This window comes from Brachybacterium sp. J153 (assembly GCF_036311905.1).
Lineage (GTDB): Bacteria > Actinomycetota > Actinomycetes > Actinomycetales > Dermabacteraceae > Brachybacterium.
In genome coordinates, this window is the sequence record NZ_JAZDCH010000026.1 from 132646 (window position 1) to 152872 (window position 20227).

21 protein-coding genes and 1 tRNA gene are annotated in these 20227 nt (G+C 73.4%); 12 read left to right on the forward strand and 10 right to left on the reverse strand.

Annotation, left to right across the window (positions count from 1 at the left end; translation table 11 throughout):
- Window positions 1-384: 384 nt before the first annotated feature.
- Window positions 385-576: a hypothetical protein gene (locus V1258_RS13265; RefSeq protein WP_329750127.1), complete on the forward strand. Its 192-nt coding sequence runs from the start codon at window positions 385-387 to the stop codon at window positions 574-576.
- Here the strand turns inward: V1258_RS13265 and V1258_RS13270 are convergent.
- Window positions 560-1510, reverse strand: a complete 951-nt coding sequence (locus V1258_RS13270) for an NAD(P)H-quinone oxidoreductase (protein WP_329750128.1) — start codon at window positions 1508-1510, stop codon at window positions 560-562. The two genes, V1258_RS13265 and V1258_RS13270, sit on opposite strands and share 17 nt — an antisense overlap.
- A gap of 98 nt (window positions 1511-1608) precedes the next feature.
- Here V1258_RS13270 and V1258_RS13275 point away from each other — a divergent pair, with 98 nt between their 5' ends.
- From V1258_RS13275 to V1258_RS13285, 3 genes are read left to right on the forward strand one after another with little or no spacing between them, the layout of a single operon-like run.
- Window positions 1609-1968 carry a GntR family transcriptional regulator gene (locus V1258_RS13275; protein ID WP_329750129.1) on the forward strand — a complete coding sequence of 120 codons (360 nt, stop codon included), beginning with the start codon at window positions 1609-1611 and terminating at the stop codon, window positions 1966-1968.
- Window positions 1965-2825, forward strand: a complete 861-nt coding sequence (locus V1258_RS13280; RefSeq protein ID WP_329750130.1) for an ABC transporter ATP-binding protein — start codon at window positions 1965-1967, stop codon at window positions 2823-2825. The genes V1258_RS13275 and V1258_RS13280 overlap by 4 nt, the downstream gene beginning before the upstream one ends.
- An 11-nt stretch (window positions 2826-2836) precedes the next feature.
- On the forward strand, window positions 2837-3553 hold the full coding sequence (locus tag V1258_RS13285) for a hypothetical protein (protein WP_329750131.1): 717 nt from the start codon (window positions 2837-2839) through the stop codon (window positions 3551-3553).
- Window positions 3554-3563: 10 nt separating this feature from the next.
- On the opposite strand, the gene V1258_RS13290 is transcribed toward V1258_RS13285, so the two are convergent.
- Window positions 3564-4541 (reverse strand): MDR family oxidoreductase, encoded by a 978-nt coding sequence (locus V1258_RS13290; protein ID WP_329750132.1) that lies wholly within the window; start codon window positions 4539-4541, stop codon window positions 3564-3566.
- A gap of 114 nt (window positions 4542-4655) precedes the next feature.
- On the opposite strand from V1258_RS13290, the gene V1258_RS13295 reads away from it, so the two are divergent.
- Together V1258_RS13295 and V1258_RS13300 are read left to right on the forward strand one after the other, a co-directional pair.
- Window positions 4656-7343 (forward strand): HAD-IC family P-type ATPase, encoded by a 2688-nt coding sequence (locus V1258_RS13295; protein WP_329750133.1) that lies wholly within the window; start codon window positions 4656-4658, stop codon window positions 7341-7343.
- A 26-nt stretch (window positions 7344-7369) separates the two neighbouring features.
- Window positions 7370-7457: transfer RNA gene (locus V1258_RS13300), tRNA-Ser, on the forward strand.
- 1 nt (window position 7458) lies between these two features.
- On the opposite strand, the gene V1258_RS13305 is transcribed toward V1258_RS13300, so the two are convergent.
- Window positions 7459-8106, reverse strand: a complete 648-nt coding sequence (locus tag V1258_RS13305) for a hypothetical protein (protein ID WP_329750134.1) — start codon at window positions 8104-8106, stop codon at window positions 7459-7461.
- 86 nt (window positions 8107-8192) lie between these two features.
- Between V1258_RS13305 and ptsP the strand changes: the two genes are divergently transcribed.
- Window positions 8193-9881: a phosphoenolpyruvate--protein phosphotransferase gene (ptsP, locus tag V1258_RS13310; protein WP_329750135.1), complete on the forward strand. Its 1689-nt coding sequence runs from the start codon at window positions 8193-8195 to the stop codon at window positions 9879-9881.
- A 78-nt stretch (window positions 9882-9959) separates the two neighbouring features.
- On the opposite strand, the gene V1258_RS13315 is transcribed toward ptsP, so the two are convergent.
- The 3 genes from V1258_RS13315 to V1258_RS13325 form a co-directional block, all read right to left on the reverse strand.
- Entirely contained in the window at window positions 9960-10232 is a 273-nt protein-coding gene (locus V1258_RS13315; RefSeq protein WP_329750136.1) for an HPr family phosphocarrier protein, read from the reverse strand.
- Between the two features lie 69 nt (window positions 10233-10301).
- Complete coding sequence (locus V1258_RS13320; protein ID WP_329750155.1) at window positions 10302-10490, reverse strand: hypothetical protein; 189 nt, start codon at window positions 10488-10490, stop codon at window positions 10302-10304.
- A 222-nt stretch (window positions 10491-10712) separates the two neighbouring features.
- Entirely contained in the window at window positions 10713-11024 is a 312-nt protein-coding gene (locus V1258_RS13325; RefSeq protein ID WP_329750137.1) for a putative quinol monooxygenase, read from the reverse strand.
- A 141-nt stretch (window positions 11025-11165) separates the two neighbouring features.
- On the opposite strand from V1258_RS13325, the gene V1258_RS13330 reads away from it, so the two are divergent.
- The 3 genes from V1258_RS13330 to V1258_RS13340 all read left to right on the forward strand — a co-directional run bounded on the left by V1258_RS13330 (window position 11166) and on the right by V1258_RS13340 (window position 12266).
- Complete coding sequence (locus tag V1258_RS13330) at window positions 11166-11678, forward strand: DUF2975 domain-containing protein (RefSeq protein WP_329750138.1); 513 nt, start codon at window positions 11166-11168, stop codon at window positions 11676-11678.
- Window positions 11679-11891: a helix-turn-helix domain-containing protein gene (locus V1258_RS13335; RefSeq protein WP_329747071.1), complete on the forward strand. Its 213-nt coding sequence runs from the start codon at window positions 11679-11681 to the stop codon at window positions 11889-11891. It begins immediately after the preceding gene.
- 171 nt (window positions 11892-12062) lie between these two features.
- The gene (locus tag V1258_RS13340; protein ID WP_329747072.1) at window positions 12063-12266 is read left to right on the forward strand and encodes a cold-shock protein; all 204 of its coding nucleotides are present in this window, start codon (window positions 12063-12065) and stop codon (window positions 12264-12266) included.
- Window positions 12267-12371: 105 nt separating this feature from the next.
- On the opposite strand, the gene V1258_RS13345 is transcribed toward V1258_RS13340, so the two are convergent.
- Window positions 12372-14630, reverse strand: a complete 2259-nt coding sequence (locus V1258_RS13345) for a family 78 glycoside hydrolase catalytic domain (protein ID WP_329750139.1) — start codon at window positions 14628-14630, stop codon at window positions 12372-12374.
- A 75-nt stretch (window positions 14631-14705) separates the two neighbouring features.
- On the reverse strand, window positions 14706-16301 hold the full coding sequence (locus V1258_RS13350) for a SulP family inorganic anion transporter (protein ID WP_442878626.1): 1596 nt from the start codon (window positions 16299-16301) through the stop codon (window positions 14706-14708).
- Here V1258_RS13350 and V1258_RS13355 point away from each other — a divergent pair.
- Together V1258_RS13355 and V1258_RS13360 are read left to right on the forward strand one after the other, a co-directional pair.
- Window positions 16294-17013: a M50 family metallopeptidase gene (locus V1258_RS13355; protein ID WP_329750140.1), complete on the forward strand. Its 720-nt coding sequence runs from the start codon at window positions 16294-16296 to the stop codon at window positions 17011-17013. The genes V1258_RS13350 and V1258_RS13355 overlap by 8 nt on opposite strands.
- Before the next feature lie 59 nt (window positions 17014-17072).
- The gene (locus V1258_RS13360) at window positions 17073-17690 is read left to right on the forward strand and encodes a biotin transporter BioY (protein ID WP_329750141.1); all 618 of its coding nucleotides are present in this window, start codon (window positions 17073-17075) and stop codon (window positions 17688-17690) included.
- Between the two features lie 19 nt (window positions 17691-17709).
- Here the strand turns inward: V1258_RS13360 and V1258_RS13365 are convergent, their stop codons facing one another.
- A complete protein-coding gene (locus tag V1258_RS13365) occupies window positions 17710-19143 on the reverse strand; it encodes a tagaturonate epimerase family protein (protein WP_329750142.1) in 1434 nt (477 codons plus the stop codon).
- Between the two features lie 50 nt (window positions 19144-19193).
- The gene (locus V1258_RS13370) at window positions 19194-20210 is read right to left on the reverse strand and encodes a zinc-binding alcohol dehydrogenase family protein (RefSeq protein ID WP_329750143.1); all 1017 of its coding nucleotides are present in this window, start codon (window positions 20208-20210) and stop codon (window positions 19194-19196) included.
- Window positions 20211-20227: the final 17 nt, after the last annotated feature.

Consider the following 20227-nt stretch of genomic DNA (forward strand, 5'->3'; position numbering starts at 1 on the left):
GGCCCAGTCGGCCGGCCAGTCCGCGGGGCGGATCCCCGCGAGGGTCGCGCGTGCGAGGTCGATCCGCCCCGCGAGGGCCTGGATCAGCGCGATGTTGGCGAGGGCGTCGTTGTGCAGGTGTCCGTCTCCGAGGTCGGCCGCGAGCTGCAGCTGGAGCCGGCGCGCCTCGAGCGAGCGGGTGTGCTCCTCGGCGAGCAGGAGGCTGGTCGCGCACTCCGCGAGGGCCGCAGGAATGCGGAACTGTCCTATCGTATGTGCCGAGCCTCACAGGGTGAAAGAGGGGGTGAGGTTTGTGGATACCTGTCGGAAACCATTGGTTTCCGAGGCATTGTTGTCGGGCCGAGAAAACCGGATGGCGACGACCCAGGATCGAGGACCACCTCCATGGCAGAGCAGAACGAGCCGCGCGAGAGCCGCGGAGCCGCGGCGACCGCGCATCGTCGTTCCGCGCACTGCCGGGACCGCCTCACCAGCGTCTGCCGAGAACCCCTCCCGCATCCGACGTGTCGGCGCCGTCCGGAGGACTCCGCCGCCCGCGTCGCCTGGAGCTCGGTCCGCTTCACCATGCGCCGCTGAGATCCACCTCGAGGATCACCTTGCCGAGGTGGCCGCCGCGGCGGAGCATCCCGTGAGCCTCCTCCGCCTCCTCGAGCGGGAGCCGTGCGTGCACCGGCACGCGGACTGAGCCGTCCGCGAGGAGCGGCCACACCAGGTCCTGGGTGCGCGCGAGGATCTCCTGCTTCTCCGCGGCGGGTCGTGAGCGGAGGGTGGTCCCGAGGATCCGGGCCCGGCGGCCCATGAGGAGGCCGATCGGCAGCTCGCCCCGTGCACCGCCGAGGGTCCCGATGATCACCAGGCGGCCCCGCTCGCGCAGCATCGCCACGTTCTCGGCCAGCAGCGACCCGCCCACCACGTCGAGGATCACGTCGGCCCCGCCCTCGGCGGCGACGGCCGCGGGGAGATCCGTGGTGCGGCGGTCCCAGGCGGCGTCGGCCCCGAGAGCGCGCGCCGACCCGCAGGCCTCGGGGGAGCCGGTCACGGCGAGCACCCGGGCACCCAGGCGGTGGGCGATCTGCACCGCGGCGGTGCCGATGCCGCCCGAGGCCCCGTGGATCAGCACGGTCTCGCCCGTGCGCAGCCCCGCCTCGAGGACGAGGTTCGAGACCACGGTCGCGGCGACCTCGGGCACCCCGGCCGCCGGGACCGCCTCCACCCCGGCGGGAGCGGGGAGGAGCTGGCCCTCGGGAACCGCGACGACCTCGGCGTAGCCGCCCCCGGCGAGGAGCGCCACGACCGGTGCCCCGGTGTCGCGGCGCCGACCGGCGACCTCGAGCCCCGGCAGCTCGGAGGCTCCGGCGGGCGGCGGATAGCCCCCGGCGACCTGCAGCAGATCGGCACGGTTCACCCCGGCGGCGACCACGTCCACGAGCACCTCGCCGGGGGCCGGGGAGGGCTCCGGGAGGTCGGTGAGGAGGAGGCGGTGCTCGGGGGTGATCGTCATCGCGCGCATGGGGCCACGCTACGGCCGCCGCGGGAGGCTTGACCCGATGCCGGTTCCATGGTTCATTAGTCGAGTAATGAACCGATGAAGGTGTTCCGGGAGGTGCCGTGGTCGACGAGAACCGACCGCTCTTCGTGGTCGTCGCCGAGCAGATCGAGGACGGCATCCTCGACGGCAGCCACCCCGAGGGCACCGCCGTCCCCTCCACCAACGAGCTCGCCGGCTTCCTGCGGATCAATCCCGCGACCGCCGGCAAGGGCCTGAACCTCCTGGTCGACGCCGGCGTGCTGGTCAAGCGCCGGGGGCTGGGCATGTATGTCGCCGACGGGGCCGTCCAGGCCCTGCGCGCCCGTCGTCGCGAGGACTTCGCGAGGACCTACCTCGACCCCCTCCTGCGCGAGGCGGACCGGCTGGGGATCACCCCCGCCGAGCTCGCCCGCCTGATCACGAAGGGACCCACCGCATGACCGCCCTCCAGACCCACGACCTGACCAAACGTTTCCGCGACGTCCTCGCCGCGGACCGCATCACCCTCTCCCTCGAGCAGGACCGGATCCACGGTCTGCTCGGTCGCAACGGCGCCGGGAAGACCACCCTCATGAAGCTCGTCACCGGGCAGCTCTTCGCGAGCTCGGGGCGGATCCGGCTGCTCGGCGAGGACCCGCTCGAGAACGTCGCCGTGCTCTCGCGCACCTGCTTCATCCAGGAGAGCCAGTCCTACCCGGACGGCTTCCGCCCGCTGGACCTGCTGCGCATCGCCCGCGATCTCCACCCGGCCTGGGACGAGGCGCTCGCCCGGGAGCTCGTGGCCGACTTCCGCCTCCCCGAGAAGCGCCCGATCAAGAAGCTCTCCCGGGGTCAGCTCTCCGCCGTCGGCATCATCGTCGGCCTCGCCTCGCGGGCCCCGCTGACCTTCTTCGACGAGCCCTACCTGGGGCTCGACGCCGTCGCCCGCCGCCTCTTCTACGACCGGCTGCTGGCCGACTACGCCGAGCACCCCCGCACCGTCGTGCTCTCGACCCATCACATCGACGAGGTCGCGAACCTGCTCGAGCACGTGGTGGTCCTGGACCAGGGCCGCGTCGTGATCGACGACGACGTCGACACCCTGCGCGCGGCGTCGCTGCAGGTCTCGGGGCGGGCGGGCGATGTCGCCGACTTCGTCGCCGGGGCCGAGGTGCTGCGTCTCGACGAGCTCGGTGCCCTCGCCACCGCCACCCTGCACCGCGACGCGCTGCACGACGAGGAGGGCGCCCGGCGCCGGGGCCTCGACGTCACGCCCGTCTCGCTGCAGGACTACATCGTCCACCGCACCGCCGCCTGAGAGGACCCGCCATGCGTCACCGCAGCGTCATCCGGATGCACACCGTCAACACCATGCAGGCCATCGGCTGGCCCGCGACAGCACTCGTCCTGTCCCTCGCGATCGTGCTGGTGATCGGGGCGATCGTCGGCGCGATCGGCCCCGAGGCGCGGGTCGGCATGCACGAGGGCATGCGCTTCAACGGGGCGATCTTCGCGATCCTCGGCCCGCTGATCGGCTACGGGTTCACGTCGATGGGGCAGTTCTTCCCCCTCGCCCTGGGCCTGGGGATCACCCGTCGCGAGTACGCCCTGGGCGCCGGGCTGCTGTTCCTCGCCAACGCGGTGCTCTACACCGGCGTCATCACGGTCGGCAAGGCGATCGAGGTCGCGACCGACGGTTTCGGGCTCGGCGTGCGCTTCTTCGACGTCGTCTACGTGGGGACCGGGCCGCTGTGGCAGACCACGATCCAGTCCTTCCTGGTGATCACGGCGATGCTGTTCCTCGGCGCGGCGATCACCGCCGCCTTCCTCCGCCTCGGCCAGCCCTTCCTCTGGACGCTGGGCGGAGCGCTCGGCGTGATCGGGGTCGCGATCTTCGCAGGGCTGGTGCTGATCGACGGCCTCGGCGCGGCGCTCCTGCGCGTCCTGACCATGGGATGGGGCCCGTGGATGGGCGTGACCGCGGGGATCGCGCTCCTCGCCGCGGGCGTCTGGCTGCTGCTGGTGCGCCGCACCCAGGTGCGCTGAGCGCAGCGGCTCAGGCCCGCACGTCCACGACGGTCCGGCCGCTCACCTGTCCGGCGAGGATCCGCTCCGCGAGCGGCAGCACTCCGGCGAGCCCGACGGTCGCCGTCAGGGAGTCCAGCAGGGCGAGGTCGAGCTCCGCGGCGAGCCCTGCCCACGCCCGCTCCCGGACGGCGCGGGGGGCGTCCACCGAGTTCACGCCCGCGAGCGTCACCTGGCGCAGGATGAAGGGCAGGACCGTGGTCGGCAGATCCGGGCCCTGGGCGAGGCCGTAGGCGGCGACCGTCCCGCCCCAGCGGGTCTGCGCGAGGACGTTCGCGAGGGTCGCGGAGCCGACGCCGTCGACCGCGGCGGCCCAGCGCTGTGACTGCAAAGGCCTCCCGTCGGCCGCGAGCAGCTCGTCGCGGTCGATCACCTCCGCGGCGCCGAGCGCGCGCAGCAGCTCGCCGTTCTCCTCCTGCCGTCCGGTCGCCGCGACCACGCGGTGCCCGCGGGCGGCGAGCAGCGCCACCGCGATCGACCCGGCCCCGCCCGAGGCGCCCGTGACCAGCACGTCCCCGTCCTCCGGGGACAGCCCCGCGTCCTCCAGGCGGTGCAAGGCGAGCATGGCGGTGAAGCCCGCGGTGCCGATCGCCGCGGCGCGAGCGGGGGAGATCGCCTCCGGCAGGCGCACGAGAGCGTCGGGCCGCACCCGGGCGCGGGTCGCGAAGCCGCCGTGCCGCGTCTCGCCGATCCCGTCGCCGTTCAGCACCACCGCATCGCCCGGCGCGAAGCGCCCGTCGGCCGACTCCGTGACCGTGCCGACCAGGTCGATGCCCGGGATCAGCGGGTGGCGGCGCACGATGCCCCGCCCCGCGAGGGCCATGCCGTCCTTGTAGTTGAGGGAGGAGTACTCCACGTCCACGGCGACCGCGCCGTCCAGCAGCGACTCGTCGGCGTCCTCGAGCAGACGCGGGGTCGCCCCCTCGGACTCGATCAGGATCGCGCGCATCGGGTGCTCCTCGTGCTCGGGGGAGGGGTCGGCACCAGCGTATGCCTCCGTCGCGCGGCGCCCCGCCGAAGGTCCCGGCCGGGGCGAGGCTCGCGGGGGGAGGATGACAGGACGATGCACAGCGAGCCCGCGAGCCCGAGCCCCACCCGTCCCGCCGACCGCGCCGCGCCCCATGCGCTGACCGGGGAGGAGGTGCTGGAGGCCTTCGGCTCCCGGCCCGCCGGTCTCTCCGCCGACGAGGCCGCCGAGCGCCTCGAGCGGCACGGCCCGAACGCGTTGCCCGCCGGCGAGCGGGAGTCCCGGGTGGTGCGCTTCCTGCGCCAGTTCCAGGACCCGATGATCTACGTGCTGCTCGGCGCGGCGGTGCTGACCACCGTCATGGGGCACCTGGTCGACACGATCGTGATCCTCGCCGTGGTGCTGGTCAACGCGGTGATCGGGGATGTCCAGGAGGGGCGGGCGGCCGATGCGCTCGAGAGCATCCGCTCGATGCTGTCGCTCGACGCGCAGGTCCGCCGCGACGGCGCCTGGCGCACCGTCCCCGCGGAGGAGCTCGTGCCCGGGGACGTGGTGCGGCTCGGCGCGGGCGACCGCGCCCCCGCGGACCTGCGCCTCCTCGAGGCGAACAGCCTCGGCGCCGAGGAGTCGGCGCTGACCGGCGAGTCCCTCGCGGTGGAGAAGTCCCCGGCGCCGGTGGCCGCCGACGCCCCGCTCGGCGACCGCAGCGGGATGGTCTTCTCCGGCACCACCCTCACCTCGGGCTCCGGGCGCGGCGTCGTGGTCGCCACCGGCACGGCCACCGAGATCGGGCACATCACCTCGATGCTCGACGAGGTCGAGGCGATGGAGACCCCGCTGACCCGGCAGATGAGCGACTTCTCCACGAAGCTCTCGGTCGTGGTGGTCGCCGCCGCGGTGCTCATGTTCGTGCTCGGGTGGGTGCTGCACGACCAGGGGCTCGGGGAGCTCGCGATCGCCGCGATCGGCTTCGCGGTCGCCGCGATCCCGGAGGGACTGCCCGCGGTGCTGACCATCACCCTCGCCCTCGGCGTCCAGGCGATGGCCCGGCGCAGCGCGATCACCCGCCGCATGAACTCGGTCGAGACCCTCGGGGCGGTCACCGTGATCGCCTCGGACAAGACCGGCACGCTCACCCGGAACGAGATGACCGTGCGCACCGTGGTCACGCCCGAGGGCACCTACGAGGTGACCGGCACCGGGTACGCCCCCGAGGGGGAGATCCGCTCCGCGGGCCGGGTGGTGACGGCGCGGGAGCACCGCGACCTGCGCCTGCTCGCCGAGGTCGCGGCGCGCACCAACGACTCCTCCCTCAGCTGCACCGCCGAGGGCTGGGCGCTGTCGGGCGAGCCGACCGACGGCGGACTGCGCACCTTCGCGATGAAGGCCGGGAGCGCGGGGGAGGACGAGCACCGCCTCGCCGCGGTGCCCTTCGACTCCGCGTACAAGTACATGGCGACCCTCGACCGGGTCGACGGCGTCGGGACGCTCGTGCACCTCAAGGGCGCGCCCGACCGGCTGCTGGACCGCTGCGACCTCGCGCCGGGCGAGCGGGAGCGCTGGGAGCGGCGGATCGACGAGCTCGGTGGGCAGGGGCTGCGGGTGCTCGCGGCCGCCGTACGCCGCGCCGAGGACGATGCCCGGACCCTGGGCGCCGCGGACGTCGAGGACGGAGGCTTCACCTTCCTCGGCCTGTACGGGATCATCGACCCGCCCCGCGAGGAAGCCGTCCGCGCGATCCGCACCGTGCAGCGCGCCGGGATCCGGGTGCTCATGATCACCGGAGACCACGCCGGGACCGCGACCGCCATCGGACGCGAGATGGGCATCACCGACGAGCTCGGCGCCGTCACCGGCGCGCAGCTCGACGCCGCGGACGACGAGGAGCTCGCCGAGCTCGTGCGCACCCGCACGGTCTTCGCCCGCACCAGCCCCGAGCACAAGCTGCGGCTGGTCACCGCCCTGCAGGGGCAGGGCGAGGTGGTCTCGATGACCGGGGACGGGGTGAACGACGCCCCGGCGCTGAAGAAGGCCGACGTGGGCGTCGCGATGGGCATCAAGGGCACCGAGGCCACGAAGGAGGCGGCCGACGTGGTGCTCGCCGACGACGACTTCGCGACCATCGGCGCCGCGGTCGAGATGGGTCGGACCATCTATGACAATCTCCGCAAGGCGATCGTGTTCATCCTGCCCACCAACGGCGCGCAGGGCCTGGTCGTCCTGGTCGCGGTGGTGCTGGGGATGACCCTGCCGCTCACCCCGGTGCAGGTGCTGTGGGTCAACACCATCACCGCCGTCACCCTCGCGCTCGCCCTCGCCTTCGAGCCCGGGGAGCCCGACGTCATGGACCGCCCGCCCCGCCCGCCGGGCGCCTCGATCCTCTCGCGCGCGGGCGTGGTCCGGATCGTGTACGTCTCGCTCCTGCTGGGCGCGGTGACGATCGCGGTGTTCCTGGGGGGCCAGGCCGCGGGCGTGGCCCTCGAGGTCTCCCGCACCACCGCCGTGAACACCCTCGTGGTGGGTCAGATCTTCTACCTGCTCGCCTCCCGCTTCAGCGCCGGCACGAGCCTGCGCCGGGAGCTGCTGACCACCAACCCCGTCTCCTGGCTGTGCATCGCGGTCATGCTCGTGCTGCAGCTCGCCTTCGTGCACCTGCCCCCGCTGCAGGCGGCCTTCGGCTCCGCCCCGGTGGGCTGGGCCGGCTGGCTGATCCCGCTCGGCGCCGGGCTGCTGGTGCTCGCCGTGGTCGAGGTCGACAAGGCGCTGCGCCGCAGGTCCCGGTAGACTCCCGCGGGTGCCTCCGGGCACCGGGAGGGTTGTCAGAGCGGCCGAATGAGATGGTCTTGAAAACCATTGTGCAGTGACCCTGTACCGCGGGTTCGAATCCCGCACCCTCCGCTCACCGCGCCACCTCCGCCCGCGCCCACGCGGCGACCCGTCGGGCCAGGTCGCGGTCCAGCGCGGCCACGGAGCGGCGCAGCAGCGTCGGCCGCCCCCGCAGCGCCCCGCGCCCGTCGGGCCCGATGTAGGAGCCGGGCGGGAGCGGCTGGGTCGCGGCGAACAGCACCGCGGCGGCGCCGTCCGACGGGGACATCGCGAAAGGGCGGCTCGCGGCGGTGACCACCCGGTCCAGGCGAGCCGAGCCGGTCGCGTTCTGCAGGTTCGTCAGCACCCAGCCCGGATGCACGAGCTGCAGGTCCACGGAAGAGCCAGCCTCCTGCAGACGCTCGGCGAGCTCGAGCCCCCACAGCATCGTCACCAGCTTTGAACGCCCGTAGCCGGCGCGCAGCGACCAGCCGCCCCGGGCGAAGTGGGGATCGGCGAGGTCGATGGCGCCGAAGGTGTGGGCGTGCGAGGCGGTGACCACGATCCGCTCCCGCACGATCTCCCCCTTGGCGCGGCTGCGCACTCCGAGCACCAGATCGGCGCCCCAGCGGGCCAGCTGCAGCGCCGCCTCCCGGCCCAGCCCGTCGCTCGCCCCGGTCATCACCACGGTCCGGCCCCGGAGGTCGGGCTCGCGGAGGTGCTCCCACGCCATCGCCGTCATGCGGCCATCGTAGGAGGTGGTCAGGCCGCGCGCGTACGATGGGAGGGCAGGTCCCGCGCCGTCGTCGCACCGAGGAGAACACCGCAATGGCCCAGTACACCGGCGTCCCCGTCAGCCCCGGCCGCGTGGTCGGCACGATCCGCACCATGGCCCCGCCGGTCGCCGAGCCCGCCGCCGATGCGACCCTCCCGGAGGGGGCCGACGCCGCCGCCGAGGCCGAGCGCATCCCCGCCGCCGCCGCCGCGGTGCAGGCCGCTCTCACCCGGCTCGCCGAGCGCGCCAGCGGGGACGGGAAGGCGATCCTCGAGGCCACCGCGCAGATGGCCGCGGACCCGTCCCTGACCACCACCGCCAAGGGCCTCGTCCTCAGCGCCGGCAAGAGCGCCGAGCGGGCCGTGTGGGAGGCCGGGGACCAGGTCGCGACGATGCTCGAGGGCCTCGGCGGCTACATGGCCGAGCGCGCCACCGACGTGCGCGACGTGCGCGCCCGCATCGTCGCCGAGCTCCGCGGCGAGCAGGCTCCGGGCATCCCCGACGTCGACGAGCCCTTCATCCTCACCGCGATCGACCTCGCCCCCGCCGACACGGCGACCCTCGACCCGGAGCGGGTCCTGGCCCTGGTCACCTCCGACGGCGGCCCGCAGTCCCACACCGCGATCCTCGCCCGCCAGCTGGGCCTGCCGGCGATCGTCGCCGCCAAGAGCATCCACGAGTTCGCCGACGGCACCGAGGTGTTCGTCGACGCCGGCTACGGCACCGTCACCGACGAGGTCACCGAGGAGCACCACCGCTTCGCCGCGGCGTGGAGCGAGCTGCAGAAGAACCCGCTGACCTACGAGGGCGGCGGCGGGGTCCTCGCCGACGGCCACACCGTCCAGCTGCTCGCCAACATCGGCGGCGCCAAGGACGCCGAGAAGGCGGTCGCCGCACACGCCGACGGGGTGGGCCTGTTCCGCACCGAGTTCCTCTTCCTGGACCGCGAGGACGAGCCCACCGTCGAGGAGCAGACCGCCGCCTATCGCGAGGTCTTCACCCTGTTCCCGGGGAAGAAGGTCGTGGTGCGCACGATCGATGCCGGCGCCGACAAGCCGCTGCCCTTCCTCACCGACGCCGAGGAGCCCAATCCCGCGCTCGGCGTGCGCGCCTACCGCACCAGCTGGGAGAAGCGCTCCGTGCTCACCAACCAGCTCGACGCGATCGCCGCCGCGGGCGCGGACACCGAGGCGACCCCGTGGGTGATGGCCCCGATGATCTCGACCGTCGAGGACACCGAGGACTTCGCCGCGCTGTGCGCCGAGCGCGGCCTCAGCCCCGCCGGGATCATGGTCGAGACCCCGTCGGCCGCGATCACCGCGGACCGGCAGCTCGCCGCGTGCGACTTCGCCTCGATCGGCACCAACGACCTCACCCAGTACACGATGGCGGCCGACCGCATGCTCGGCTCCCTCGCGCACCTCAACAACCCGTGGCAGCCCGCGGTGCTCGCCCTCGTCGAGGCGACCTGCACCGGCGCCGCCACGGCGGGCGGCAAGCCCGTGGGCGTGTGCGGCGAGGCGGCGGGCGACCCCGGCCTCGCGGTCGTGCTCGTGGGCCTCGGCGTGACCTCCCTGTCGATGACCCCGCGCTCCCTGCCCGCGGTCGCGAAGGTGCTCTCCACCGTGACCCTCGAGCAGGCGCAGGAGCTGGCACGGGCCGCCGTCTCCGCCCGCACCGCCGAGGAGGGCCGCGACGCGATCCGCGCGGGCCTCCCGGTGCTCGGCGAGCTGGGTCTGTGACCAGCCACTGACCGCAGGACGCGCGAAGGGCGCCCCACCGCGAGGTGGGGCGCCCTTCGTCTGTCGTGCGCGGGGCTCTCAGGCGCCCGCGTCGAGATCCGTCTCGAGCAGGTCGCCGAGGGCCTTGAGGGACTCCTCGGCGCCCTCGCCCTCGGCCCGCAGCACGACCTGGTCGCCGTTGCCGGCACCGAGGGTCATGAGCATCAGCATCGAGGCGGCGGGGACGGGGTTGCCGCCGACCTTCTCGATGGTGACCTGGGCGGGCTGCTCGCCGGCGGCCTTGGAGAAGATGGTGGCCGGACGGGCGTGGAGCCCGGAGGCGCTGGCGATGGTGACGGTGCGCTCTGCCATGGGATGGCCTTTCAGTCGGGGTGGTGGTGGCGGGTGCCTACGGGATGGGACCTTAGCGGACCCGTCCCGTCAGAGCTGAACCTTCCGGGCAGCGATCGCGTCGCGCACGGCGGGGAACAGCGGGTGGTCGGCGGCGAGGATGCCCCACGCGATGAGCGCGGGGATGTTCGGCATCACCATGTTCGACAGGGAGGTGCCGACCTTCTGCAGCGCCACGCGCGGGGAGAACCCGCGAGGCGCCTCGGCCGCTGTAGTCATGATTCGTCCTCGACTCCGGGGGCCGCGGCGCACCGAGCGGGACGCCGGGAGCCCGGGATCGGCACTGACCATGAGGGGATGGGATCGCCACAGGCTCAGGAGCAGTCTAGGACGGTCCCGCAGGTCAGCACAGGAGGACGAGGGTCCCGGAGCGAACACGCGGCGCGTGCCGCGCGGGGCGAGCGGTTGCCCGGGGAGAGGAGAGTCACCCTCGGGGAGGGGTCAGAGCTGGCCCTGCGCCTCGGTGCCCGCGGGGATCGGGGTCATGCGGGTGACCGTCGCCGGCTTCGCGACCAGGTCCTTCACGTCCGCGCGGAGGATCTCGACGACGCTCCCCGAGCCGTGGGCGTCGAGGTCCTCGACCGTCGTCCACTTCTCGATCATGGTGATCGTGCCGTCCTCGGAGTCGTGGATCGCGTAGAGCTCGCAGCCCTGCTCGCCGTGCACGGCGGCGATGCCGCGCTGCATGGCGTCGGCCAGCTCCTGCTTGCGGTCGGGCAGGGGGTAGAACACGGCGGTGACGACGACGGTCAACGGAACTCCTTCGAACCAGCGGCGGGGTCGGTCATCTCCGAGGCTACCGGCGCGCGGTGTCCGTGCCCCGCATCGTCCACCCCTCGACAGATCTATCGAGAAACGATAGATTTCTGTCGTTCATCGAGAGAAGGAGGGGTCATGAGAGCCTCCACCATCGTCATCCTGCGGATCATCCTGTGGATCTCGCTCGCGGGGAGCGCCGTCGTGCAGCTCGCCGTGATCACCTCCCCCTGGTGGGACCAGGACGCCCCCGACCGCGTCGACGGCATCACGGTCGCGCTGATCGTCCTCGCGGTGCTCGGGATCCTCGCCCTCCAGGTCGTGGCCGTGAGCATCCTGCGCCTGCTCACCCTGGTGCGGAAGGGCCGGGTGTTCTCCGCGCGCTCCTTCCGCGAGGTGGACCGGATCGTCGCCGCCGTGCTCGCGCTCGCCGCGGTGGTGCTCGGGGTGCCGATCGTCGGCGCGATCGCCAACCGCCTGCACCCGGGGGATGCGATGGCCCCCGGCATGGTGCTCGTGCTCGGCGGACTGGCCCTCGTGGTCGCAGGGGTGGCGCTGGTGATCCGGGTGCAGCGCCAGCTGCTGGTGCAGGCCACCGAGACCCTCACCCGGGCGGAGCACCTGCAGTCCGAGCTCGACGAGGTGATCTGAGTGGGCATCGTGGTGGACATCGACGTGCAGCTCGCCCGTCGGCGGATGACCGTGGGCGAGCTCGCCGAGCGGGTCGGGATCACCCCGGCCAATCTCGCGGTGCTGAAGAACGGTCGGGCGCGGGCGGTGCGCTTCACGACCCTCGCTGCGCTGTGCGAGGCGCTCGACTGCCAGGTCGGGGACCTGCTGCGGCACGAGCCCGACGGGGAATGAGAGCGGGCGCACACTCCGCCGTCCACAACGCGGTGTCGCATGTCGGCTCGGTGCCGTAGGCTCGACGAGGTCGCTCCGGCGACTGCGCCGCACCTGCGGCGGATCTCCCGTCGGCACCTTCGACGGGGGCAACGGACCACTGAAGTGGTTCACGACCGAAGGAATATCGCCATGGCAACTGGCACCGTCAACTGGTTCAACTCCGAGAAGGGCTACGGCTTCATCGCCCCCGAGGATGGCAGCGCGGACGTGTTCGCGCACTTCTCCGCCATCGTCGGCACCGGCCGTCGCGACCTGGTGGAGAACCAGCGCGTCGAGTTCGACGTGGAGCAGGGCCCCAAGGGCCTGCAGGCGTCGAACATCCGCCCCCTCTGAGACCTCCCGCCCGTCCCTGATCAGGGACCTGCGGATCGCGCCCGTCGCCCCGGCCCAGTGCCGGAGCGGCGGGCGTTCCTCATGCCCTCACCAGTCTCACCAGGCTCACCAGTCCAGGGCGTGCTCCCCGGGCCCGAGCTGCCGGTCCGTGCCCGGGAGCAGCACGCGGGCACGGGTGCCGCCCGGGACGGTGAGCCGGAGCGTGCGCGCCTCCCGGTCCACCGCCAGCGCGATCTCGCCCGCCCGCGTGCGGCGCGTCATCGTGATCCGGCCGACGGGGACGTCGGGATCCGGCGCCACCAGGAAGTTCCCCCAGCCGTCGGGTCCGCGGCGCAGCCCGGCCACGTTCTCGTGCAGCCAGGTCGCCGGGGTGCCCATGAAGTAGTGCGAACAGGATCGAGGGTCCTCCCACATCTCCATGAAGGTCGAGTTCCCGGCCTCGAGCCAGGCACGCCAGCCGGGTGCCGTGGGATTCGCGAGCACCCGCCAGGCAAGCGCCCCCTGCGCGGCCGCGGAGAGCACCGGGAGCAGGAAGCGCACGCCCAGGTGGCCGCAGTCGTGGTGGTCCCCGGCCCCCTCGATCGCCCGCACCAGGTTCTCCTGCACCGCCGCGACGTGCTCGGCGGGCACCGTGCCGAGCGCAAGGGGGAGCAGGTTCGAGGTCTGCCGGTAGCCGGTGCCGGGGCCGGTGCCTGCGGGGTCGCGGTAGAGGCCGCGCTCGGCATCGAGGAAGACCCGGTTCACGGAGTCCTCGAGCTCCTGGGCGGAGGCGCGCAGCTCCGCGCCGCCGGCGAGGTCCGCCAGCTCGAGGGCGTGGGCGAGGCGGCGCTGGGCGCTCGCGACCATCAGGGTGGCGCTGAGCCGCTTGTCCTCGGGGGCGGGGCCGGGGCTTCCGGGGGTGAGGTAGTCGCCGAGCACCCCGGAGATCAGGCCGTCGCCGTCGCGGCGGGACAGCTCGTGATCGAGATATCGCCGCGCCGCGGCCTCGTGGGTGCGGACCGCCTCGAGATCCCCGTACTCGCAGGCCAGCTCGTCGAGCAGCACCGGCATCAGGGTCGTCCACTCGGGGGCGGGGGAGAGCTCCTCATAGCCCCAGCCGGGGTTCGGCGAGATGACCGAGAGGGAGCCGTCGGCGCGCTGCGCGTCGACCTGGTCGTCGAGCCATTTGCGCAGCATGCGGTGCATGTCGAAGCTCGTGGCCATCGCCGCGAGCGCGGTCAGCGCGTCGCCGGTCCAGCCGTTCTTCTCGTGCATCGGGGTGTCGGTGGGGACGTGGTGCATGTTGTTGGCGAGCGAGGCGCGCATCGCCGCGTCGAACCGCTCGACGAGGGGCTCCGAGCTGGTCAGGGTGCTCGCCGGGGCGAGATCCGCATGGGCGAGCAGCCCCGTCACCCGCACGTCGGCGAGGTCCCCGGTGACGGCCTCGAGCTGCACGTAGCGGAAGCCCTTGTAGGAGTGCTGCGGCTCGAAGGACTCGGCGATCCCGGGGCGCAGGCGGACGTCGTCGCGCTGGAAGCGGTCGCCGCGGATGTGCTCGTTGTCGTCGTCGACCGTGCCGTCGGCCCGCAGCTTCTCCCCGTGCCGGGCGCGGAAGGCGACCGGCTCGGCGAGGGCATCGACATGCTCGGCGAGCTCGAAGCGGCACCAGCCGGCGATCACCCGTCCCAGGTCCAGCACGATCCGCTCGGGCCCCGCGGAGACGGTGCGGGGGGCGATCTCCTCGCGCACCACGACCGGCTCCTGGGCCTGGAGCTGCAGGATCGGCTCGTCGCCGTCCGCTCGTCGGCGGGAGGCGGGGCGGTCCGGCTCGACGAGCACCGGGTCCCAGGTGGCGTCGTCGTAGCCGGGCAGGCGCCAGGCGGCGGGGTCCTCCCGGGGGTCGAAGGTCTCGCCCGCGTACATCGAGTCGTGCGTCACCGGCCCGGGGGCGGTGCGCCACTCGGGCCCGGTCGCGAGGACCCGCGAGCTCCCGTCGGCGAGGTCCACGCGCAGATGCGCCCAGGCCCGCACCGGTCCCCGCCAGGGCGCCTGCTCCCAGCGCCACACGTTCTCGGTGGTGAGGGCGTGGAAGCCTCGACCCAGGTCCAGACCCAGCACGTTCTCGCCCGCCCGCAGCAGCGGGGCGATGTCGACCTCGAGGACCTGCACGCGGACCCGCGGATCGGTCAGTCCCGGATCCAGACGGGAGGCGGACGCGGGGGAGCCGTTCACCCAGGCCCGCACCGTGCCGAGCCCCGTGTACCGCCAGCGCGCGGACAGCGGCGGGGCGGGCAGGTGCAGCACGGCGCGCAGCAGCGGGTTCTGGGGGTCGTCCCCGGGGGCGGTGATCCATCGGGCATCGAGCGGATCGAGCGCTGCGGACATGGCTGCCACCTGGTTCTCTGTGCGACGTCGGCGTCGGAAGCAGTCTGTCACGCAGAGAGCGGGGCGCGGGGCGGCTCAGCTCCCCAGGTGGCCCGAGAGCAGCTCCATCCGTCGGGCGCTCTCGCCCTCCAGACCCACGATCCGTGCCTCCTTGCCGCGCTCGGCGTACTTGCCGCGGACCGCGTCGAGGGCCGCGACGCTCGAGGCGTCCCAGACGTCCGCGCCCGTGAGGTCCACGATCACCACCTCGGGGTCGCCGGCGTAGTCGAAGCGGTAGACGAGATCGTTGCTCGAGGCGAAGAACAGCTGGCCGTGGACGAGATAGCGGCGCACGTCGACCGTGCCGTCGCCGTCGAGGTCGCTCTCCCACACTGCCTCGATGCTCACCAGGTGCGCGACCCGGCGGGCGAAGGCCACGATCGCGGTGAGCACCCCGGCGATCACGCCCACGGCGAGGTTGTGGGTCGCGACGGTCGCCACGACGGTCACCACCATCACCAGGGTCTCCGAGACGGGCATGCGGCGCAGGGTCGCGGGGCGCACGCTGTGCCAGTCCACCGTGGCGACGCACACCATGATCATCACCGCGGCGAGGGCCACCATCGGCACCCGGCCCACCACGTCGCTCAGCAGCATCACCAGGACCAGCAGGAACACCCCGGCGCTGAGGGTCGAGAGCCGCGTGCGGCCCCCGCCGTCCTTCACGTTGATCATGGTCTGGCCGATCATGGCGCAGCCGCCCATGCCGCCGAAGGCCCCCGCGGCGAGGTTCGCGACGCCCTGCCCCCAGGCCTCCCGGGTCTTGTCCGAGTGCGTGTCGGTGAGGTCGTCGACGAGCTTCGCGGTGAGCAGAGATTCCATCAGGCCCACGAGCGCCATCCCCACGGCATAGGGCGCGATGATCCGCAGCGTCTCGAGGGTGAGCGGCACATCGGGGATCATCAGCGCGGGCAGCGACTCGGGCATCTCGCCCTGGTCGGCGACGTCCGGGACCTGCCATCCGGTGACCACGACCAGGACGGTGAGCACCGCGATCGTGATCAGCGGAGCGGGGATCACGGTGATCAGCCGCGGCACCACGATCAGCAGGGCGAGGGCCAGCGCGAGCAGCGGCAGCACCACCCACGGCACGTCCCCGCCGAACAGGTGGGGCAGCTGGGCCGTGAAGATCAGGATCGCGAGCGCGTTGACGAAGCCGGTCATCACCGAGCGGGGGATGAAGCGCATCAGCCGTGCGACGCCCAGCAGCGCCAGCACGATCTGCAGCACCCCCGCCAGCAGCACGGCGGCGATCAGGTGGTCCATGCCGTGCGAGGCGACGAGCGGGGCGATCACCAGCGCGGTCGCCCCCGCCGCGGCCGAGACCATGGCGGGCCGCCCGCCGACGATCGCGATGGTGATCGCCATGATCACCGCCGTGAACAGGCCCACCCGCGGATCCACCCCGGCGAGCACGGAGAAGGACACCACCTCGGGGATCATCGCGAGCGCCACCACCAGCCCGGAGAGCAGCTCGATGCGCAGCAGCCGCGGGGAGCGGAGGGCGGAGAGCATCGAGGGCGGGCTCGCCTGGGAGTGGGCGGGGGCGTCGGGGAGGACGGGGGATCGGGTCACCGGGACATGATCCCAGGCTCCGTCCCGGGGCCGCTGGCACGATGGTCCGATGGACATCCCCGGAGCGCTCGCGGCCGTGTGGCGGCGGATCCCGCCCGACGCGGCTCCCTCGCCCGGCTGGTGGCTGGTGCTCGCGCTCGTCGCGACCGCGCTCGCGGTGAGCGTGCCCCTGCTGTGGCGGCTGACCCGCCCGGCCGTGACGATCGTGCACGAGCTCGGCCACGCCGTCGTCGGCGTGCTCTGCGGTCGCCGCTTCACCGGCTTCGTGGTCAGCGCCGACATGTCCGGGCACGCGGTGACCGTCGGGCCCTCCCGCGGGTTCGGCCGGATCGCGTCGACCTGGGCGGGCTATCCGGCGCCCGCGATCCTCGGCGCGCTGCTGGTGCAGATCGCGCTCGCCGGCTGGGGGCGCACGGCGCTGTTCGCGGCACTGCTCGCGCTCGTCCTCGCCCTGGTCTTCTCCCGGTCGCTGCACACCGTGCTCGCCGTGCTCGCCACCGCAGCGGGCGTCGGCGCCCTCTGGTGGTGGGGCGGCCCGGGACCGATCGCGCTGCTCACCCTCGCCGCGGGCGCCTTCCTGCTGCTCGGTGCCTGGCGGCACCTCGGGGCGGTGATCGCCTCCGGTCGCAGCGGCGACGATCCCGCGCAGCTCTCCCGGCTCACGGCTCTGCCCGCCGGGGTGTGGTCGGCGAGCTTCGCGCTCGTCCTCGCCGCCTGCACGCTGTGGGCGGGCGCGGTGCTCGCCGGACCACTGGGCGACCTGCTCTGAGGTCGCGGGTCGCGCCTGGTCTACGCTGGGCGCTTCCGCCCGCCGACCAGAGGAGCCCCATGTCCGCGATCGCCGTCCCGGCCCGCCGTCCCGTCCTGGCCGATGCGCTGCCCGCGCACCGCACCCTGCTGACCGATGCGGGGCTGATCCTCGCCGGCGTCGTCGTGCTCGCCGCGCTCGCGCAGGTGACGATCCCGCTGCCGCTGGTGCCGATCACCGGGCAGACCCTCGGCGTGATCCTCGTGGGCGCGTCCCTCGGCTCCCGGCGCGGCGCCCTCTCGATGCTCGCCTACCTGCTCGTCGGCCTCGCGGGCGCGCCGGTCTTCGCCGAGTTCTCCGGCGGCCCGGCCATGCTGCTCGCCCCGAGCTTCGGCTTCGCGCTGGGCTTCGTGCCCGCCGCCTTCGTCGCCGGCTGGTTCGCGGAGCGGGCCTGGGACCGACGGCCGCTGCTGGCGCTGGCCGGCTTCCTCGCCGCGAGCGCGGTGCCCTTCCTGCTCGGCGTCCCGTACCTCGCGATGATCCTGCACTCGGTGATGGGCATGGAGATCACCGTCGGCTCGGTGCTCGCCGCCGGCCTGTGGCCCTTCCTGCCGGGCGGCGTGGTGAAGGCCGCGATCGCCGCGGTGCTCATCCCCGCCGCCTGGCGCGGGGTGCGGGCGCTCGACGCGCGCCGCTGACCCCGCGCCGCGGGGACCCTCAGGCTCCGGCGCCCGCGCTGAAGGGCGCCAGGTGTCGACCGATGTGCTCGGCGACCACCGCGGTGTGCTCCTCCTGATGCGCGGCGACGACCCGCAGGAAGCGGTCGTGGATCGACTCGCCGGAGGGCAGAGCGGCGTTGAGCGAGTCTCCGTAGCCGACGTGGAGGATCTGCCGGGCATCGTCCGAGCGGATCAGCTCGGTGAGGTCGACCCCCTCGAGGGTCGTGGGGGTGCGGTCCTCGTGCGCGGAGACCTGGTAGCTCGCGCGGGCCTTCACATAGGAGGCGCGGGAGATCTCCCAGATGGTGGCGAACAGCTCCGGGTCGTGGGCGGCGATGACCTCGAGGGCGCACAGGTAGCTGGTGCCGGAGGTCTTCAGGTGCACGTGGCCCTGCGTCGCCTCGACGCACAGCGGGTAGATCGAGAACTTGTCCGAGCCCGAGTGCAGCGAGATGCGGTAGCCGCCGAACTGCTCGGAGATCGCGTGATGGGCCTCGAGGTTCCGGCGCAGCTCCTCGGGATCGCCGAGGAAGTCCAGGCCCTTCTCGAAGCCGTCCACGTAGCGCGGGGCGAAGCTGAACCAGCTCGCCCCGAGGCGCTTGAGCTCGGTGGCCAGGTAGAAGTGCTCGAAGAAGGTGGTCAGCCAGGCCGTCTCGTCGACCGCGAACTCGATCTCGATCTCGTGCCGCGCGTTCTCCATGGCGTGGCGGTACAGCCGGATCGCCTCGGCGACCGCCGCCCCGTACTTCACGGCCGCGGTGATCACGTCCTGCTCGGTGACCTCGATCCGCGAGTGGCCGACGTCGAGGGTGAGGTCGGCGTAGCGGGCGAGCGTCTGCTCGAGGGTGTCCTCGAGGGCGTCCCAGGGCAGCGAGGCGGCGTCCGCCGCGGTGACGCCGCCGGTGACGTCGGCGACGTGATCGCCCGGGTCGAGCGTGAACATGACGAATCCGGCCTCGAGGCCGCGGTCGATGCCCTCGGTGGTCTTGATGTGGTCGCAGTCCGCGCCGAAGCCGCCCTCCCAGCCGGCCTCGAGCAGGCCGAAGACCGCCTCGTCCATGACGGTCCGGGCCGAGCGGCCCAGACGGTCCATCTCGCGGATCGACTGCTGGGCCAGCACCGGCATGACCCCCTGGCCGTGGGCGGCGAAGGCCGCGGCCTGCCCGGGACCGGCCAGGCCGATGCGGTCGCCGGTCCCGACCGAGGTGCGGTGGCGGCTGATCAGCTGCGGGCGCAGCACCTCGAAGGCGTCCTGCAGGGCCTTCGCGTTGGCGGTGCTGAGAGGGCCCTCGAGCAGATGGGCCTCGCCGTCGGGGCGGATCTCGCCCTCGAAGGGGGCGAGCGCGTCCGCGGCGGCGGCGCGCACGTGCAGGGAGCGGACGGCGCCGTCGTAGTGGATGTCGGCCTCGAGCGCGTCGGTGCGCAGGGTCATGGATCTCTCCGATCAGAAGGGGTCTGAGGTGGGGTCTGTGCGGGGTCGGGTCAGCGGGCCAGGTCAAGCAGGATCTTGAGGTCGGCCGTGGCGCCCTCGGCGGCCGCGCGCAGCACGGCGGGCGCCTCGGCGAGCGGGACCGTGCGGGTGCGCAGCGGGGAGACGTCCACGGCGCCGCCGGCGATCAGCTCGATCAACTCCGGGAAGACATGGCGGCTGTTGCGGGAGCCGAGCACGTCCAGCTCCTTCTTGATCAGCGCGGACTGATTGAAGGTGACCTCGCGGGTGCCGTTGCCGATGAGCACCAGCCGGGCGCCGACGGCGGCGGCCTCGATCGCGCCGAGGAAGGAGACCGGGAGGCCGGTCGCCTCGAGCACCACGTCGAAGCCGTCCCCGTCGGTGGCGCGGGCGACGAGGTCGGGGATCTCCTCCGTGCGGAGATCCGCGGTGCCCTCGGCGCCCAGGGAGGCGGCGAGCTCGAGGCGGTCCGGGAGGATGTCGGCGCTCCAGACCCGCGCCCCGTGCGTCCGCGCGGACAGCAGGGTGAGCTGGCCGATCGCCCCGGCGCCGAGGACCAGCACCCGCTCGCCCTCGCGCACCCCCGCCCGGCGCACGGCATGGTGGCCGATCGAGAAGGGCTCCACCAGCGCGAGGTCGCGGGGGTCGAGGCCGCGGGCGGCGTGGAGCCGGTCGACGGGCAGGGTGATCAGCTCCTGGAAGGCGCCGTCGCGGTGCACGCCCAGGGTCTCGTTGTGCACGCAGGCGTTGATCAGCCCTCGGCGGCACGAGGAGCAGGTGCCGTCCTGCAGGTAGGGGACGCCGGTGACCACGTCGCCCGGGGCGAAGCCGCCCGGATCTCCCTCGATGCGCACGATCTCGGCGGAGAACTCGTGGCCGGGGACGCGCGGGTAGCTCGCGAAGGGCTGCGTGCCGCGCAGGACCTGGAGGTCGGAGCCGCAGATCCCGGCGTAGAGGATGCGCAGCAGGGCCTCGCCCGCCGCCGGGACGGGGTCGGGGACCTCCTCGACCTGGACCTCGCCCGGTGCTCGCACGCGCAGCGCTCTCATGGTGCTCCTCTCGGCGC

What these genes read in the sequence shown, in the direction of transcription:
- V1258_RS13265 (WP_329750127.1), top strand. Translation starts at nt 385, where the DNA reads ATGGCAGAGCAGAACGAGCCGCGCGAGAGCCGCGGAGCCGCGGCGACC.
- V1258_RS13270 (WP_329750128.1), bottom strand. Translation starts at nt 1,510, where the DNA reads ATGCGCGCGATGACGATCACCCCCGAGCACCGCCTCCTCCTCACCGAC.
- V1258_RS13280 (WP_329750130.1), top strand. Translation starts at nt 1,965, where the DNA reads ATGACCGCCCTCCAGACCCACGACCTGACCAAACGTTTCCGCGACGTC.
- V1258_RS13285 (WP_329750131.1), top strand. Translation starts at nt 2,837, where the DNA reads ATGCGTCACCGCAGCGTCATCCGGATGCACACCGTCAACACCATGCAG.
- V1258_RS13290 (WP_329750132.1), bottom strand. Translation starts at nt 4,541, where the DNA reads ATGCGCGCGATCCTGATCGAGTCCGAGGGGGCGACCCCGCGTCTGCTC.
- V1258_RS13295 (WP_329750133.1), top strand. Translation starts at nt 4,656, where the DNA reads ATGCACAGCGAGCCCGCGAGCCCGAGCCCCACCCGTCCCGCCGACCGC.
- V1258_RS13305 (WP_329750134.1), bottom strand. Translation starts at nt 8,106, where the DNA reads ATGACGGCGATGGCGTGGGAGCACCTCCGCGAGCCCGACCTCCGGGGC.
- ptsP (WP_329750135.1), top strand. Translation starts at nt 8,193, where the DNA reads ATGGCCCAGTACACCGGCGTCCCCGTCAGCCCCGGCCGCGTGGTCGGC.
- V1258_RS13315 (WP_329750136.1), bottom strand. Translation starts at nt 10,232, where the DNA reads ATGGCAGAGCGCACCGTCACCATCGCCAGCGCCTCCGGGCTCCACGCC.
- V1258_RS13320 (WP_329750155.1), bottom strand. Translation starts at nt 10,490, where the DNA reads ATGACTACAGCGGCCGAGGCGCCTCGCGGGTTCTCCCCGCGCGTGGCG.
- V1258_RS13330 (WP_329750138.1), top strand. Translation starts at nt 11,166, where the DNA reads ATGAGAGCCTCCACCATCGTCATCCTGCGGATCATCCTGTGGATCTCG.
- V1258_RS13340 (WP_329747072.1), top strand. Translation starts at nt 12,063, where the DNA reads ATGGCAACTGGCACCGTCAACTGGTTCAACTCCGAGAAGGGCTACGGC.
- V1258_RS13345 (WP_329750139.1), bottom strand. Translation starts at nt 14,630, where the DNA reads ATGTCCGCAGCGCTCGATCCGCTCGATGCCCGATGGATCACCGCCCCC.
- V1258_RS13355 (WP_329750140.1), top strand. Translation starts at nt 16,294, where the DNA reads ATGGACATCCCCGGAGCGCTCGCGGCCGTGTGGCGGCGGATCCCGCCC.
- V1258_RS13350 (WP_442878626.1), bottom strand. Translation starts at nt 16,301, where the DNA reads ATGTCCATCGGACCATCGTGCCAGCGGCCCCGGGACGGAGCCTGGGAT.
- V1258_RS13360 (WP_329750141.1), top strand. Translation starts at nt 17,073, where the DNA reads ATGTCCGCGATCGCCGTCCCGGCCCGCCGTCCCGTCCTGGCCGATGCG.
- V1258_RS13365 (WP_329750142.1), bottom strand. Translation starts at nt 19,143, where the DNA reads ATGACCCTGCGCACCGACGCGCTCGAGGCCGACATCCACTACGACGGC.
- V1258_RS13370 (WP_329750143.1), bottom strand. Translation starts at nt 20,210, where the DNA reads ATGAGAGCGCTGCGCGTGCGAGCACCGGGCGAGGTCCAGGTCGAGGAG.